The following is a 13,456-nucleotide window of genomic DNA, read 5'->3' as shown; positions in this document are numbered from 1 at the left end:
CCGGGCGCCGTGGCCGCATCCGGGGCACGTCGGACGCCTCCGGTGCACCTCGGCCGCTAACCTCCGTGGGGCGCCGTGGACGGTGCGTCACGTCCGCCCCGGCGCCGCACCGCGCGCCCCGGACGCGGGACGCGCCCCGCACACGCCACGCCAGGGCACCCACACCGCACCCCGCACACCGGGACGTGCCCCGCCGCCGCACACCGGGCCCTGCCCTGCCCGCGCCACACCAGGGCACCCACCACGCCCCTCACACCGGGACGTGGACCGCCTCGACCCGGCTCGCCACCAGCCGCTCCCGCTCCAGCCGGACCGTGCGTGCCCGCAGCCGGAGGATCTGCGTCACGCCCAGCGCCTGCAGGGCGAAGACGGAGGAGAACGCGACGCGGTAGTCGCCGCCGGTCGCGTCCAGCAGTACGCCAACCGCCAGCAGCGTGGTCATGGAGGCCACGAAGCCGCCCATGTTGACGATGCCGGACGCGGTCCCCTGGCGTTCCGGCGGGTTGGCGGGGCGGGCGAAGTCGAAACCGATCATCGAGGCGGGGCCGCATGCGCCGAGGACCGCGCAGAGCGTGATCAGCAGCCACATCGGGGCCCGGTCTCCCGGGAAGGCGAGGGTGGCCGCCCATGCCGTGGCCGTCGCCGCGGCCGTACCGAGGGCGAGCGGCGCCCGGGCGGCGTGGTGCCGGGCGATGATCTGCCCGTAGACCAGTCCCACCACCATGTGGGAGACGACCACGAGGGTGAGCAGCCAGCCGGCGGTCTCCCGGGAGAGCCGCTGGGCCTCGACGAGGAACGGCAGCCCCCACAGCAGCAGGAACACCATGGCGGGGAACTGGGTGGTGAAGTGCACCCACATCCCGAGCCTGGTGCCGGGCTCGCGCCAGGAGAGGGCGAGCTGCCGGCGGACGAAGACCGCACCGGCCGGCCCGGCGGACGGCGGCTCCCAGCCCTCGGGATGGTCCCTGAGGAAGAGGAGGAGCAGGACGAGGACGACCGCCCCGGCCGCGGCGCTGCCCGCGAACGTCGCGGTCCAGCCGAGGCCCTCCAGCATCCGGGAGACCACGAGGGTGGAGACCAGGTTGCCCGCCATCCCGAACAGTGCCGCGACCTGGGCGACGAACGGTCCACGGCGGGCGGGGAACCAGCGGGAGCCGAGCCGCAGCACGCTGATGAAGGTCATCGCGTCGCCGCAGCCGAGGAGCGCCCGTGCGGCGAGGGCGGTCCCGTACGAGGGGGAGAAGGCGAAGCCGAGCTGCCCGGCGGTGAACAGGACGACGCCGAGGGCCAGCACCTTCCTGGTGCCGAGCCGGTCGACCATGAGGCCGACGGGTATCTGCATGCCCGCGTAGACGAGCAGCTGGAGTATGGAGAAGGCCGAGAGCGCGGAGGCGTTGACGTCGAAGCGGTCGGCCGCGTCGAGGCCGGCGACGCCCAGCGAGGTACGGAAGATGACGGCGACGAAGTAGACGGCGACGCCGATGCCCCAGACGAGGGCGGCCCGGCGTCCACCCGGGGGATCGCCGGGCAGTGCGGCGCACTCCCGGCTCATCCCTCCTCACCCCGGACCAGCACCTTCACCCAGCCCAGGTGCCGGCGCACACAGGCCGCGGCCCGCTCGGCGTCACCGGCCCTGATGGCGTCCAGCAACTCGGCGTGCTCGGCGATGTTCTTGGCGACGCGGTCGGGGTGGGAGTGCATGACGGCGACCCCCATCCTCAACTGGCGGTCGCGCAGCTGGTCGTAGAGGCGGGAGAGGATCTCGTTGCCGGCGTGGCGGACGATCTCCGCATGGAAGCAGCGGTCGGTGGCGGCGACCTCGGCGAGGTCGCCGGACTCGGCACACCGCCTGTGCTCGTCGAGCAGTTCCTCCAGGCGCCGGATCAGCCGGGGCGGGGCGGGGACGGCCCGGCGGACGGTGAACTCCTCGACCAGCAGCCGGGTTTCGACCACGTCCGCGATCTCCTGCGCGGAGACGGCGAGCACGAGCGCGCCCTTCTTCGGGTAGAGCCTGAGGAGTCCTTCCATCTCCAGCTTGAGGAGCGCCTCGCGGACGGGGGTGCGGGACACCCCGACGGCTTCGGCGAGTTCGCCCTCGGTGAGCAGGGTGCCGCCCTCGTAGCGGCGGTCGAGGACGGCCTGCTTGATGTGGGCGTAGACGCGCTCGGCGGCAGGGGGCTGTCTCACGGGGGCGGTGGGCATGCGCACAGCATAGATACAACGGGTGTGCAACGGTGAGGCCGTCCACCATCCAGGACGAGGCGGAGGCGGAGGGCGCCCGGCGAGGAGCGGGGAGGGGAGATCACTTGGCGAGGAGAGGGGGAGGGGAAGAAACCACACGCGGACCGGGAGGGGCTGGGACTGACCGGGACCGAACGGATCAGACCACAGCCGACCGGAGCGGACCGAAAAGGACCGGGCGCGGAGAAGCGCGCCACGTCGGTACATCCATTCACACCCCTCAGGTGTCTTGTATCGGGATCCTTGTTTCCCGCAGGGTCCGATCAACCCTGCGAACCCCTGCACTCCTCGCATACGCGACCAATCGGAGCGTTTCCTTTGAAAACCAGCCACAAGGGCGTGCGTCGCGCCGCCACCGTCGCTCTCGCCGGTGGTCTGCTGCTGACGGCCTCGCCCCTGGCCGCCCCCGCGCACGCGGCGACGCCGACCCCGTCCATCACGGCCAAGGGCGGCTTCCTCCTGGACCAGGCGGACGGCAGGGCCGTCTACGGCAAGGCCGGCAACACCCGCCGCCAGATGGCCAGCACGACGAAGCTGGTGACGGCCATAACGGTGCTCACCATCCGGGGCGTGGACCTGAACAAGAAGGTCACGGTCAAGGCCGAGTACCGCAACTACGTCGCCCGCGAGGGCGCCAGCACCGCGGACCTGCGCACCGGTGACAAGCTGACCGTCCGCCAGCTGCTGTCCGGGCTGATGCTGCCGTCCGGCTGCGACGCCGCGTACGCCCTGGCCGACACGTACGGCACGGGCACCACGACCGCCGCCCGCACCAGCTCCTTCATCGGCAAGATGAACGCGAAGGCCAAGCAACTGGGCCTGACCAACACCAAGTTCGACTCGTTCGACGGCATCTCGCGGACCGGGAACAACTACACCACCCCGTCGGACCTGGCGAAGCTGGCCCGTCACGCGATGAGCAGCTCCGTCTTCCGCGAGGTCGTCAAGCCGACGTCGTACAAGGCCGCGGCCACGACCAGCACCGGCGGCACCCGCACGTACACCTGGTACAACACCAACAAGCTGCTGGGCTCGTACGGCGGCGCCATCGGTGTGAAGACCGGTACCGGCACGGCGGCGGGCCCCTGCCTCGTCTTCGCCGCGACCCGCAACGGCAAGACCTACACCGGCGTGGTCCTGGCGTCGTCCACGGGCGACAACCGGTTCAAGGACGCGGCGAAGCTCCTCGACTTCGGCTTCGCCTCCAGCAGCGCCCGCACGATGGAGCTGCGTTCGCTCCCGGTCGGCACCCAGCGGGACTGATCGCCGCACTCACCGATCGACGCAAGAGGTCCCGGGACGCGGCGGCGTCCCGGGACCTTCCTTCGTGCGGTCCTGCGGTCCTGCGGCGGTCAGACGGCAGCGCGGTCGTACGGTGCGCGGCCATGCGGCCGTGCGGTCGTCCGGCCGCACGGTGTCCTGTACCGAACCGGAGCGTCAGACCCAGGTGATGAGCCTCTTCGGCTGCTCCAGCACGGCGGCGACGTCCGCCAGGACCTTGGAGCCCAGTTCGCCGTCGACCAGCCGGTGGTCGAAGGAGAGCGCCAGCGTGGTGACCTGGCGGGGCTTGACCTTGCCCTTGTGGACCCACGGCTGGAGCTTGATCGCGCCGACCGCGAGGATCGCCGACTCGCCGGGGTTGAGGATCGGCGTGCCGGTGTCGACCCCGAAGACGCCCACATTGGTGATCGTCACCGTGCCGCCCTGCATCGCGGCCGGGGTCGTCCTCCCCTCACGGGCGGTGGACACCAGCTCGCCGAGGGCCTCGGCGAGCTGCGGCAGGGTCTTGTCGTGCGCGTCCTTGATGTTCGGCACGATCAGACCGCGCGGTGTGGCCGCGGCGATGCCCAGGTTGACGTAGTGCTTGAGCACGATCTCCTGGTTCGCCTCGTCCCAGGCGGCGTTGATCTCCGGATTGCGCCTGATCGCGACCAGCAGCGCCCTGGCGACGAGCAGCAGGGGGTTCACCCGCAGCCCGGCCATGTCCTTGTCGGACTTCAGCTCCTCGACCAGCTTCATCGTGCGCGTGACGTCGACCGTGACGAACTCGGTGACGTGCGGTGCGGTGAAGGCCGAGCCGACCATCGCCTGGGCGGTGGCCTTGCGGACGCCCTTGACCGGGACGCGGGTCTCGCGGGCACCGGCCACCGCGGGCGCGGAGGGCGCGGTCGCGGTCTCCGCGGCCACCGGCTCGGGCACTGCGGCGGGCGCGGGAGCCTCGGCCGGGGACACGGCCGCCCGGACGTCGTCGCGGGTGATGATCCCGTCGGGGCCGCTGGGCACGACCGTGGCGAGGTCCACCCCGAGGTCCTTGGCCAGCTTGCGGACCGGGGGCTTGGCCAGCGGGCGGGGCGCGGCGGGCGCCGTGGTCCCGTGGCCGTTCAGCTCGGCCTGCACGGCCGCCGCGGCCTCGGTCTGCGCGGCCTGCTGGGCCTGCCCGGGCACCGAAGTGCCCTTGCGCGGACGGCGCTTGGTGGAGGACTCCGCCACGCCGTAGCCGACCAGCACCGGCTGCCGGCCGGCGGGCTTCTCCGGCGCCTCGGCCTCCGGCCCGGCGGCCGCGGACTCGGCGGCCTCCGGCTCGGCGGCCGCGGGCCGCGGCTCGTCGGCCGGGCCGGAGCCCGGCGCCACGTCCACGGTGATGATCGCGGTGCCGACGTCCACGGTGGTGCCCTCGTCGAAGCGCAGCTCGTGCACCACTCCGTCGTAGGGGATGGGCAGTTCCACCGCGGCCTTGGCGGTCTCGACCTCGCACACGACCTGTCCGTCGGTGACCGTGTCGCCGGGCTGGACGTACCACTTGAGGATCTCGGCCTCGGTGAGTCCCTCGCCCACGTCGGGCATCTTGAACTCGCGGAAGCGCGCGGAAGCGTCAGTCATCGTCGTCACGACCCTCTCCTCAGTACGCCAGCGAGCGGTCGACGGCGTCGAGCACCCGGTCCAGTCCCGGAAGGTACTCCTCCTCCAGCCGGGCCGGCGGGTAGGGAGCGTGGAAACCGCCGACCCGCAGGACCGGCGACTCCAGATGGTAGAAGCACCGCTCGGTGATGCGGGCGGCGATCTCCGCGCCCGAGCCGTAGAACACCGGGGCCTCGTGGACGACGACCAGCCGGCCGGTCCGCTCCACCGACCGCTGCACGGCGTCGAAGTCGATCGGGGACATCGAGCGCAGGTCCAGGACCTCGACCGACTTGCCCTCCTCCTCGGCGGCCGCGGCGGCCTCCAGGCAGACCTTCACCATCGGGCCGTAGGCGGCGAGGGTGATGTCGGTGCCGGCGCGGGCGATCCGGGCGGCGTGCAGCGGGTCGGGGATCGACTCGGTGTCGACCTCGGCCTTGTCCCAGTAGCGCCGCTTGGGCTCGAAGAAGATCACCGGGTCGTCGCTCTGGATGGCCTGCTGCAGCATCCAGTAGCCGTCGGCCGCGTTCGACGGCGACACGACCTTGAGACCGGCGACGTGGGCGAACAGCGCCTCGGGCGACTCGGAGTGGTGCTCGACCGCCCCGATGCCGCCGCCGTACGGGATGCGGACGACCACCGGCAGCTTGACCTTGCCCAGCGCGCGGGCGTGCATCTTCGCGAGCTGGGTGACGATCTGGTCGTACGCGGGGAAGACGAAACCGTCGAACTGGATCTCGACGACGGGGCGGTAGCCGCGCAGTGCCAGGCCGATCGCGGTGCCGACGATGCCGGACTCGGCGAGCGGGGTGTCGATGACCCGCTCCTCGCCGAAGTCCTTCTGGAGCCCGTCGGTGATGCGGAAGACCCCGCCGAGCTTGCCGACGTCCTCGCCCATGACGAGGACCTTGGGGTCGGTTTCGAGAGCCTTGCGCAGCGACTCGTTGAGCGCCTTGGCGAGCGACATCTTCTCTACGGCCATGGCTACTTGCCCTCCTGCGGCGCGTCGGTGAACGACGCCTGGTACGCGGCGAACTGCGCGCGCTCCTCGTCGACGAGCGCGTGCCCGTCGGCGTAGACGTGCTCGAACATCGCCATGTCGTCCGGGTCGGGCATGGCGCGCACGGCCTCCCGGACCCGCTTGGCGAGCGCGTCGCTCTCCGCGTCGAGCTCGGTGAAGTAGGCCTCGTCGGCGTGGCCCTGGTCGGCCAGGTACTTCCGCAGCCGCAGGATGGGGTCCTTGGCCTCCCAGGCCACCCGCTCGTCGTCGTGGCGGTAGCGGGTGGGGTCGTCCGAGGTGGTGTGGGCGCCCATGCGGTACGTGAACGCCTCGACCAGCGTCGGGCCCTCGCCGCGCCGGGCGCGCTCCAGCGCCGACCGGGTCACCGCCAGGCAGGCGAGCACGTCGTTGCCGTCGACCCGGACGCCGGGGAAGCCGTAGCCCTGGGCGCGCTGGTAGAGCGGCACCCGGGTCTGGCGCTCGGTGGGCTCGGAGATCGCCCACTGGTTGTTCTGGCAGAAGAACACGACCGGGGCGTTGTAGACCGCGGAGAAGGTGAACGACTCCGCCACGTCGCCCTGGCTGGAGGCGCCGTCGCCGAAGTACGCGATCACCGCGGAGTCCGCGCCGTCCTTGGCGACCCCCATCGCGTAACCGGTGGCGTGCAGCGTCTGCGAGCCGATGACGATCGTGTACAGATGGAAATTGTTGCTGCTGGGGTCCCACCCTCCGTGGTTCACTCCACGGAACATCCCCAGCAGATTCGTCGGGTCCACACCGCGGCACCAGGCGACCCCGTGCTCGCGGTAGGTCGGGAAGACGTAGTCGTCGTCGCGCAGCGCGCGGCCCGAGCCGATCTGGGCGGCCTCCTGCCCGAGCAGCGAGGCCCACAGGCCCAGCTCGCCCTGGCGCTGCAGGGCGGTGGCCTCGGCGTCGAAGCGGCGGGTGAGGACCATGTCCCGGTAGAGCCCGCGGAGCTCCTCGGGGCCGAGATCGGCGACATGGTGGTCGTAGTCCGGGTGCGCCACCCGCTCGCCTTCGGGCGTCAGCAGCTGTACGAGCTGGGGCTCGGAACTCGTTGGCTTCTTCGCGGCGCTGACGCGCTTACTGCTGCGGCGCGGTTTGCGCGCGGCAGTGTTCTCCACGGTCACGTGCGTGCTCCTCCGTCTGTCCGGCCCCCGGGGTCCGCCGGGGTCCAGTGCGGCTCGCCTGTTTCCCTACGGTGCACGGGGTGGGTGCGGCTCGGCCGGGAACAGGCGTGACAGGTGCCCCGGCGAGCGCCTGCCAAAGGCACGTTACCCAGTGGGGCGCATTCCTGCGAAACCCCATTTGACCTGCGATTTTGCTTGGATTTCCAAGTAAATCGAGAAATACGGGAACAACCACTGGTCACAGCCCTGCGACTGCCGGAACACCGGCACGTTATCCCGGTCACCCCGGCATGGGAAGAGTGAGTATGTGAGACTTGGGCCGTGCACGAAAGCGGACATATCACTGTATTCCTGGTGGATGACCATGAGGTCGTCCGTCGCGGCGTGTACGAACTGCTGTCCGCCGAGGAGGGCATCGAGGTCGTCGGCCAGGCCGGTACGGCGGCAGAAGCCCTGGTCAGGATCCCTGCGCTGACCCCCGATGTGGCGATCCTCGAAGTGCACCTCCCCGACGGCAGCGGGGTCGAGGTCTGCCGGGAGATCCGTTCCCGGAACGAAGACATCTCCTGTCTGATGCTCACCTCGCACGCGGACGACGAGGCACTGTTCGACGCGATCACGGCCGGGGCCTCCGGCTACGCCCTGAAGACGATCCGCGGGGCCGAACTGCTGACGGCGGTGCGCGACGTCGCGGCGGGCAGGTCGCTGCTCGATCCGGCCGCCACCGCGCGCGTCCTGGAGCGGCTGCGCGACGGCAACGCCCCGCGGGCCGACGAGAGGCTGGCGAGCCTCACCGAGCAGGAGCGCAGGATCCTGGACCTGATCGGCGAGGGGCTGACCAACCGGGCCATCGGCGAGCGGCTGCACCTGGCCGAGAAGACCATCAAGAACTACGTCTCCGGCCTGCTGTCGAAGCTGGGCATGGAGCGGCGCTCCCAGGCCGCCGCCTACGTGGCGAGGCTCCACGCCCAGCGGCACTGAACCACCCGCGCGGGCGGGACCGAGCCGCCCGCACACCGGCGCTTCACCGCGGCGCCCGCCCGGCCAAGACCCCCGCACACCGGCGCTTCCCGCGGCGCCCGCCCGGCCAAGACCCCCGCACGCCGGCCGGGCGCCGGATTCCACCCGGCCGGGCCCGGGCCGTCCGGGTGGCACATGTCAGGACCCGGGGAGGAGGCGCGCACCGCCCGTCGGAGGACGCCGGCCCCGCGCCGTCACGGCAGCGCCCCCCGGGCCGGTCCACACCCGCGCCCCGGCCGCTTCACCGCGGTGCCCGCCCGGCCCCTCCCGGGCAGCGACATCGGCGACACGCTGGGTGATCTAACATCTGACGGGTGCCGCGCTCATCTGCTATTGCCTCACCCCCCACTGCCCCACCCCCTCTTGCCGCGCTGCTGCGCCGGTACGAGGACGCCGGCGAACCCCTGTCCTGCGAACCCGTCACCCAGGGACTGCTGAACCGCGGCTACCGGCTCGCCACCACACGCGGCGCCTACTTCCTCAAACAGCACGTCGACGAACCGACCGCCGACCGCGCGACCATCGCCCGCCAGCACCGCGCCGTCCGCCGCCTCCACTCGATCGGCATGCCCGTCGCCCCGCCCGTGGCAGACCGGTCCGGCGACACCGTGGCCGTGATCGGCGGACACTGCTACGCCCTGCATCCCTGGGTGGACGGACGGCACCGCCGGGGCGCCCAGCTCACCACCGTCGAGTCCCGCCGGCTCGGCGCGCTGCTCGGTCTGGTCCACACGGGCCTGGAGCGGGTCATGGACGCCGACCGGGACAGGGATGCGGAGGAGCGCCGGGGGGCACTCCGCCCCCACGAGAGCGCGGACCCCGAGGAGACCTTCGCCCTGATCGACGCGCTGCTGGTGCTGGCCCGCGCCCACCGTCCGCGGGACAGCTTCGACGCCCTCGCCGAGCACCGGCTGCTGGAGCGCCGGGCCCTGCTGGAAGACCATGCGCACCGGCGGCCGCCGCCGGCCGCGGCGGGCGGCTGGGTGCACGGGGACTTCCACCCGCTCAACCTCCTCTACCGGGGCGACCACACGGGCGCGGAACCGGCCGCGATCGTCGACTGGGACCGGCTGGGCGTCCAGCCGCGGGCCGAGGAGGCCGTACGGGCCGCGGCGATCTTCTTCGTCCGGCCGTCCGGCAGGCTGGAGCTGGGGAAGGTGCGGGCCTATGCGCGCGCCTACCGGCGGGCGGCCGGGGCGGACCCGGCGGAACTCGCCGCCGCCGTGCACCGGGTGTGGTGGGAGCGGCTCAACGACTTCTGGATACTGCGTTGGCGCTACCAGTTGCACGACCGAAGGGCCGACCCGCAGTTCCCCGCGGTGTCGGCCCTGGCGGTGTGGTGGACGCGGGAGTACGAGGCGGTGTGCGAGGCCTTCGCCGGATGACGGCGCGGGCCGGCCCCCGGCCAGGGTCCCAGCCGCCCGCCTCCCGGCGACGGCACCGGCAGCCGTACCGGCACCGGCACCGGCAACCCCGGGTCAGCCGCCCGCCTCCCGGACTCAGCCGCCCGTCTCCCCGGCGCTGGCACCGGCGTCCGCACCCGCGTCCGTGCCGGTCGTCGTACCCGCGTCCGTGCCCGCGGAGGTACCGGTGGAGGTGCCGGTGGAGGTACCGGTGGACGTGCCCTCGGTCGTGCCCTCCGTCGTCCCCTCGGTGGTGCCCTCCGTGGTCCCCTCGGTCGTGCCCTCCGTCGCCCCCTCGGTGGCGCCCTCGGTGGTCGACGGGGTGCCGCTCGGACCGTCACTCGGGCTCTGCGGCGCCGACGGCCACCTGTCCCGCTGGGAGGGGCGCTCGCTCGGCGGCCAGCCGCCCTGGTTGCCGTTGTTCCCCTGCTCCGGCTCCTCTTCCTCCTCCGGCTCCTCCGACGAGGGGGTCGACGAAGGGCCGGACGTGGACGGGGCGTCGGAGACCTTCTGGTCGTCCTTCGGCGTCGTGCCGGGGTTGCCCGCCCGGTCCAGCGCGAAGGCCACACCCGCCACGACCGCGATCACGGCGAGTGCGACGAACAGCCACACCTTGCCCCGGCCGCCCCCGCCGCCGGGTCCGGCGGCGTACGCGCCGTCCTCCGGATTGCGCGGCGGGAGGAGCGGGCCCTGGGAGGTCTCCCCGTGGTGCGGGTGCCCCATCACGGCCGTCGCGCCCATGCCGTGCGCCGGGGTGTGCCCGCCCTCGTGCATCTCGACCGGGCCCGTGTTCCAGGCGCCCGTGTGGCTGCCCTGCTGCTGGAGCATCTGCAGCCCGTACTGCAGGAGCGCCCGCATCTCCTCGGCGCTCTGGAACCGGTCGTCAGGGTCCTTGGCGAGCGCGCGCATCGCCAGGCCGTCCAGCTCCGGCGGGGCCACGTCCGAGACCTCGGAGGGCGGCACCGGCATGTCCTGGACGTGCTGATAGACGACGGACAACGGTGTCTCGCCGGTGAACGGCGGGCGCAGCGCGAGCAGTTCGTACAGCAGGCAGCCCGTGGCGTACAGGTCGGAGCGGTGGTCGACGGCCTTGCCGAGCGCCTGCTCGGGCGAGAGGTACTGGGGCGTGCCCATCACCATGCCGGTCTGGGTCATGGTGGTCGAAGCGCCGTGCAGCGCACGGGCGATGCCGAAGTCCATCACCTTGACCGCGCCGCTCTTGGTGATGATGACGTTCGCCGGCTTGATGTCCCGGTGGACGATGCCGTGCTGGTGCGAATACGCGAGGGCCTCGAGGACACCGGAGACGATGATGAGGGCCTGCTCGGGCGGCGGCGCCTCGGCGTCGATCAGCAGATCGCGGATGGTGCTGCCCTCGACCAGCTCCATCACGATGTACGGCACGGGCTGGCCGTCCACGACGTCCTCGCCGGAGTCGTACACGGCCACGATGGCATGGTGGTTGAGGCCCGCGACGGACTGCGCCTCGCGCGTGAAGCGCGCCTTGGACACCGGGTCCTCGGCCAGATCGGCCCGGAGCAGCTTCACCGCGACGGTACGGCCGAGCCGGACGTCCTCCGCCGCGAACACCTCGGCCATGCCGCCCCGGCCCAGACGGTGGGTCAGCCGGTAGCGGCCGTCGCCGACGAGCTTGCCCACACCCCAGGAGTCCGCAGCATCCGACACTCCGCCGCCATGTGGTTCGGATTCGGGTGCCATCAGTCCTCGCCGTCGTGTCTTGCCGCGCCGCGCGCTGCGAGCGGCGTCTGCCGGTGGTTCGACACGCCACGCTACAGGCTTCCGGTGACACGCCGGTCCGAGATGGACCGGCCATCAAACCCGTTGCCCCCGCACGGAAGCAAATCGTGTCCGGTTCGTGTAACGCTCGCGAGACGCTTCTTGTGCGTACGGTCACGGAAGGGGCGTCCGGCTTGACGTGGCACTGCCCTCGGGCAGACTTGCCCGTAGTCCGGATCACCGGGGCCACCGCTCGACGGTGTGCGTGCCTTGGGGGGAAGCACAGTCATGAGCCAGGACGGCGCACGGGGCGGCCGCTACGCGGGCGGTTCGGTCGGGGGCGGCCGGTACCGGTTCCGCGACCTGCTCGGCGAGGGCGGGATGGCGTCGGTCCACCTGGCGTACGACACCGCGCTGGACCGCCAGGTCGCCGTCAAGACCCTGCACACCGAACTCGGCCGGGAGCAGTCCTTCCGCGAGCGTTTCCGCCGCGAGGCCCAGGCCGTCGCCAAGCTGTCCCACTTGAACATCGTGTCCGTCTTCGACACGGGTGAGGACGCCGTGACGTTCGGCGGCTCCGCGGAGGACGGCACCCTGATGCCGTACATCGTCATGGAGTACGTGGAGGGTAGGCCGCTCGGCTCCGTTCTCCAGGAGGACATACGCCAGTTCGGCGCGATGCCGGCCGACAAGGCGCTCCAGGTGACCGCCGACGTGCTGGCGGCTCTGGAGGCCAGTCACGAGATGGGCCTGGTCCACCGGGACATCAAGCCGGGCAACGTGATGATGACGAAGCGCGGCGTCGTGAAGGTGATGGACTTCGGCATCGCCCGTGCCATGCAGTCGGGCGTCACGTCGATGACGCAGACCGGCATGGTCGTCGGCACCCCGCAGTACCTCTCCCCCGAGCAGGCCCTCGGGCGCGCCGTCGACGCCCGCTCCGACCTGTACTCGGTCGGCGTCATGCTCTTCCAGCTGCTGACGGGCAGGCTGCCCTTCGACGCGGACTCGCCGCTGGCGATCGTGTACGCCCATGTGCAGGAGGAGCCGGCCGCCCCGTCCTCCATCAACCGCTCGGTGACGCCGGCGATGGACGCCCTGGTCGCCCGGGCGTTGAGGAAGAACCCCAACGAGCGCTTCCCCAGCGCCGCCGCCATGCGCGACGAGTGCCTGCGGGTCGCCGACGCGGGCCGGGGGCACACACCGGTGATCGTGGAGGGCGCGCCGAGCACGAACAGCGGCGCGGGGGTCGCGTCCGCGGTGTTCCCGCCGGTCGACCGGTCGGCCCCGGGCCCGCCCCCCGGTGCGCACCACGTCCAGCAGCCGTACCAGCCGGGCGCGTACGGTCCACCGGCCCCGGCCCCCGGCCCGGGCTACGGCTACCCGCACCAGGCGCCGACCCCTGCCCCGGCCTACCGGAATCCGGCCACCGTGCCTCCCGGGTACCACCACTCCCCCCGGAGAACCGGCGCCCCCGCACCGTCCGGCCAAGGCGGGCGGATCATGCCGGTGGTCATCGGCTCGATCCTGGTGACGCTGCTCGCGATCGGCGGAGTGATCACAGCGCTCACCCTGATCGGCGGCGACGAGGGCGACGGCGGCGCCGACCCCTCGGTGACGGAGGCGGCCGAGGCGGCGGGCCACCGGCCCCCCGAGCGCAACCGCACGATGGACACGGACGAGTGCACGGACGCGCAGGAGGACACCGAGGACCCGTACAAGGTCCAGGCGCCCAGCTTCGTCTACAAGGACCTGCTCTCGGTGAAGTCGTGCCTGCAGGCCGCCGGCTGGAAGATCAAGGAAACCCGGGTCCACCACCCGCAGTACGCGGAGGACCAGGTCATCGAGCAGTTCCCCACGGAGGGCACGGCGGTGGTCCTGGGCGACCAGACGTTCGAGATCAAGGTCGCCAGCGGGTACCCGGAACCGTAGGGACCCGCCGGGCGCTCCGGCGCGCCGCATCGAGACCTCCACCTCGGCGGTGAGCCCCGGCTTGCTCTCATATT

10 protein-coding genes are annotated in these 13,456 nt (G+C 72.2%); 4 read left to right on the top strand and 6 right to left on the bottom strand.

Annotation, left to right across the window (positions count from 1 at the left end):
- Positions 1 to 250: 250 nt before the first annotated feature.
- Together DDW44_RS15530 and DDW44_RS15525 are read right to left on the bottom strand one after the other, a co-directional pair.
- A complete protein-coding gene (locus DDW44_RS15530; protein ID WP_027734544.1) occupies positions 251 to 1,552 on the bottom strand; it encodes an MFS transporter in 1,302 nt (433 codons plus the stop codon).
- A complete protein-coding gene (locus DDW44_RS15525) occupies positions 1,549 to 2,202 on the bottom strand; it encodes a GntR family transcriptional regulator (protein ID WP_206307330.1) in 654 nt (217 codons plus the stop codon). The genes DDW44_RS15530 and DDW44_RS15525 overlap by 4 nt, the downstream gene beginning before the upstream one ends.
- 378 nt (positions 2,203 to 2,580) lie before the next feature.
- Here DDW44_RS15525 and DDW44_RS15520 point away from each other — a divergent pair, with 378 nt between their 5' ends.
- Entirely contained in the window at positions 2,581 to 3,504 is a 924-nt protein-coding gene (locus tag DDW44_RS15520; protein WP_017948156.1) for a D-alanyl-D-alanine carboxypeptidase family protein, read from the top strand.
- Between the two features lie 174 nt (positions 3,505 to 3,678).
- On the opposite strand, the gene DDW44_RS15515 is transcribed toward DDW44_RS15520, so the two are convergent.
- Genes DDW44_RS15515 through pdhA form a run of 3 tightly spaced genes read right to left on the bottom strand, consistent with a single transcriptional unit; the run spans position 3,679 to position 7,290 of the window.
- Positions 3,679 to 5,130, bottom strand: coding sequence for a dihydrolipoamide acetyltransferase family protein (locus DDW44_RS15515; protein WP_108906808.1), 1,452 nt, complete (start codon positions 5,128 to 5,130; stop codon positions 3,679 to 3,681).
- Between the two features lie 10 nt (positions 5,131 to 5,140).
- Entirely contained in the window at positions 5,141 to 6,121 is a 981-nt protein-coding gene (locus DDW44_RS15510; RefSeq protein ID WP_017948158.1) for an alpha-ketoacid dehydrogenase subunit beta, read from the bottom strand.
- Positions 6,122 to 6,123: 2 nt separating this feature from the next.
- Complete coding sequence (gene pdhA / locus DDW44_RS15505) at positions 6,124 to 7,290, bottom strand: pyruvate dehydrogenase (acetyl-transferring) E1 component subunit alpha (protein WP_017948159.1); 1,167 nt, start codon at positions 7,288 to 7,290, stop codon at positions 6,124 to 6,126.
- A 321-nt stretch (positions 7,291 to 7,611) separates the two neighbouring features.
- On the opposite strand from pdhA, the gene DDW44_RS15500 reads away from it, so the two are divergent.
- Together DDW44_RS15500 and DDW44_RS15495 are read left to right on the top strand one after the other, a co-directional pair.
- Positions 7,612 to 8,271, top strand: coding sequence for a response regulator (locus tag DDW44_RS15500; RefSeq protein WP_108906807.1), 660 nt, complete (start codon positions 7,612 to 7,614; stop codon positions 8,269 to 8,271).
- Between the two features lie 353 nt (positions 8,272 to 8,624).
- Entirely contained in the window at positions 8,625 to 9,695 is a 1,071-nt protein-coding gene (locus DDW44_RS15495) for a phosphotransferase (protein ID WP_108906806.1), read from the top strand.
- Between the two features lie 114 nt (positions 9,696 to 9,809).
- On the opposite strand, the gene DDW44_RS15490 is transcribed toward DDW44_RS15495, so the two are convergent.
- A complete protein-coding gene (locus DDW44_RS15490) occupies positions 9,810 to 11,432 on the bottom strand; it encodes a protein kinase domain-containing protein (protein ID WP_026165331.1) in 1,623 nt (540 codons plus the stop codon).
- A gap of 306 nt (positions 11,433 to 11,738) precedes the next feature.
- On the opposite strand from DDW44_RS15490, the gene DDW44_RS15485 reads away from it, so the two are divergent.
- A complete protein-coding gene (locus DDW44_RS15485; protein ID WP_108906805.1) occupies positions 11,739 to 13,382 on the top strand; it encodes a protein kinase domain-containing protein in 1,644 nt (547 codons plus the stop codon).
- The last annotated feature ends 74 nt before the right edge of the window (positions 13,383 to 13,456 follow it).

This window comes from Streptomyces tirandamycinicus, assembly GCF_003097515.1.
GTDB classification, from domain to species: domain Bacteria; phylum Actinomycetota; class Actinomycetes; order Streptomycetales; family Streptomycetaceae; genus Streptomyces; species Streptomyces tirandamycinicus.
Note: the sequence above shows the minus strand (reverse complement) of the source record. Positions and strands in the feature narration are given on the sequence as shown.

Bases quoted from the DNA above. Each gene is read 5' to 3' on its own strand.
- DDW44_RS15530 (WP_027734544.1), bottom strand. From the start codon at position 1,552: ATGAGCCGGGAGTGCGCCGCACTGCCCGGCGATCCCCCGGGTGGACGC.
- DDW44_RS15525 (WP_206307330.1), bottom strand. From the start codon at position 2,202: ATGCCCACCGCCCCCGTGAGACAGCCCCCTGCCGCCGAGCGCGTCTAC.
- DDW44_RS15510 (WP_017948158.1), bottom strand. From the start codon at position 6,121: ATGGCCGTAGAGAAGATGTCGCTCGCCAAGGCGCTCAACGAGTCGCTG.
- DDW44_RS15490 (WP_026165331.1), bottom strand. From the start codon at position 11,432: ATGGCACCCGAATCCGAACCACATGGCGGCGGAGTGTCGGATGCTGCG.
- DDW44_RS15485 (WP_108906805.1), top strand. From the start codon at position 11,739: ATGAGCCAGGACGGCGCACGGGGCGGCCGCTACGCGGGCGGTTCGGTC.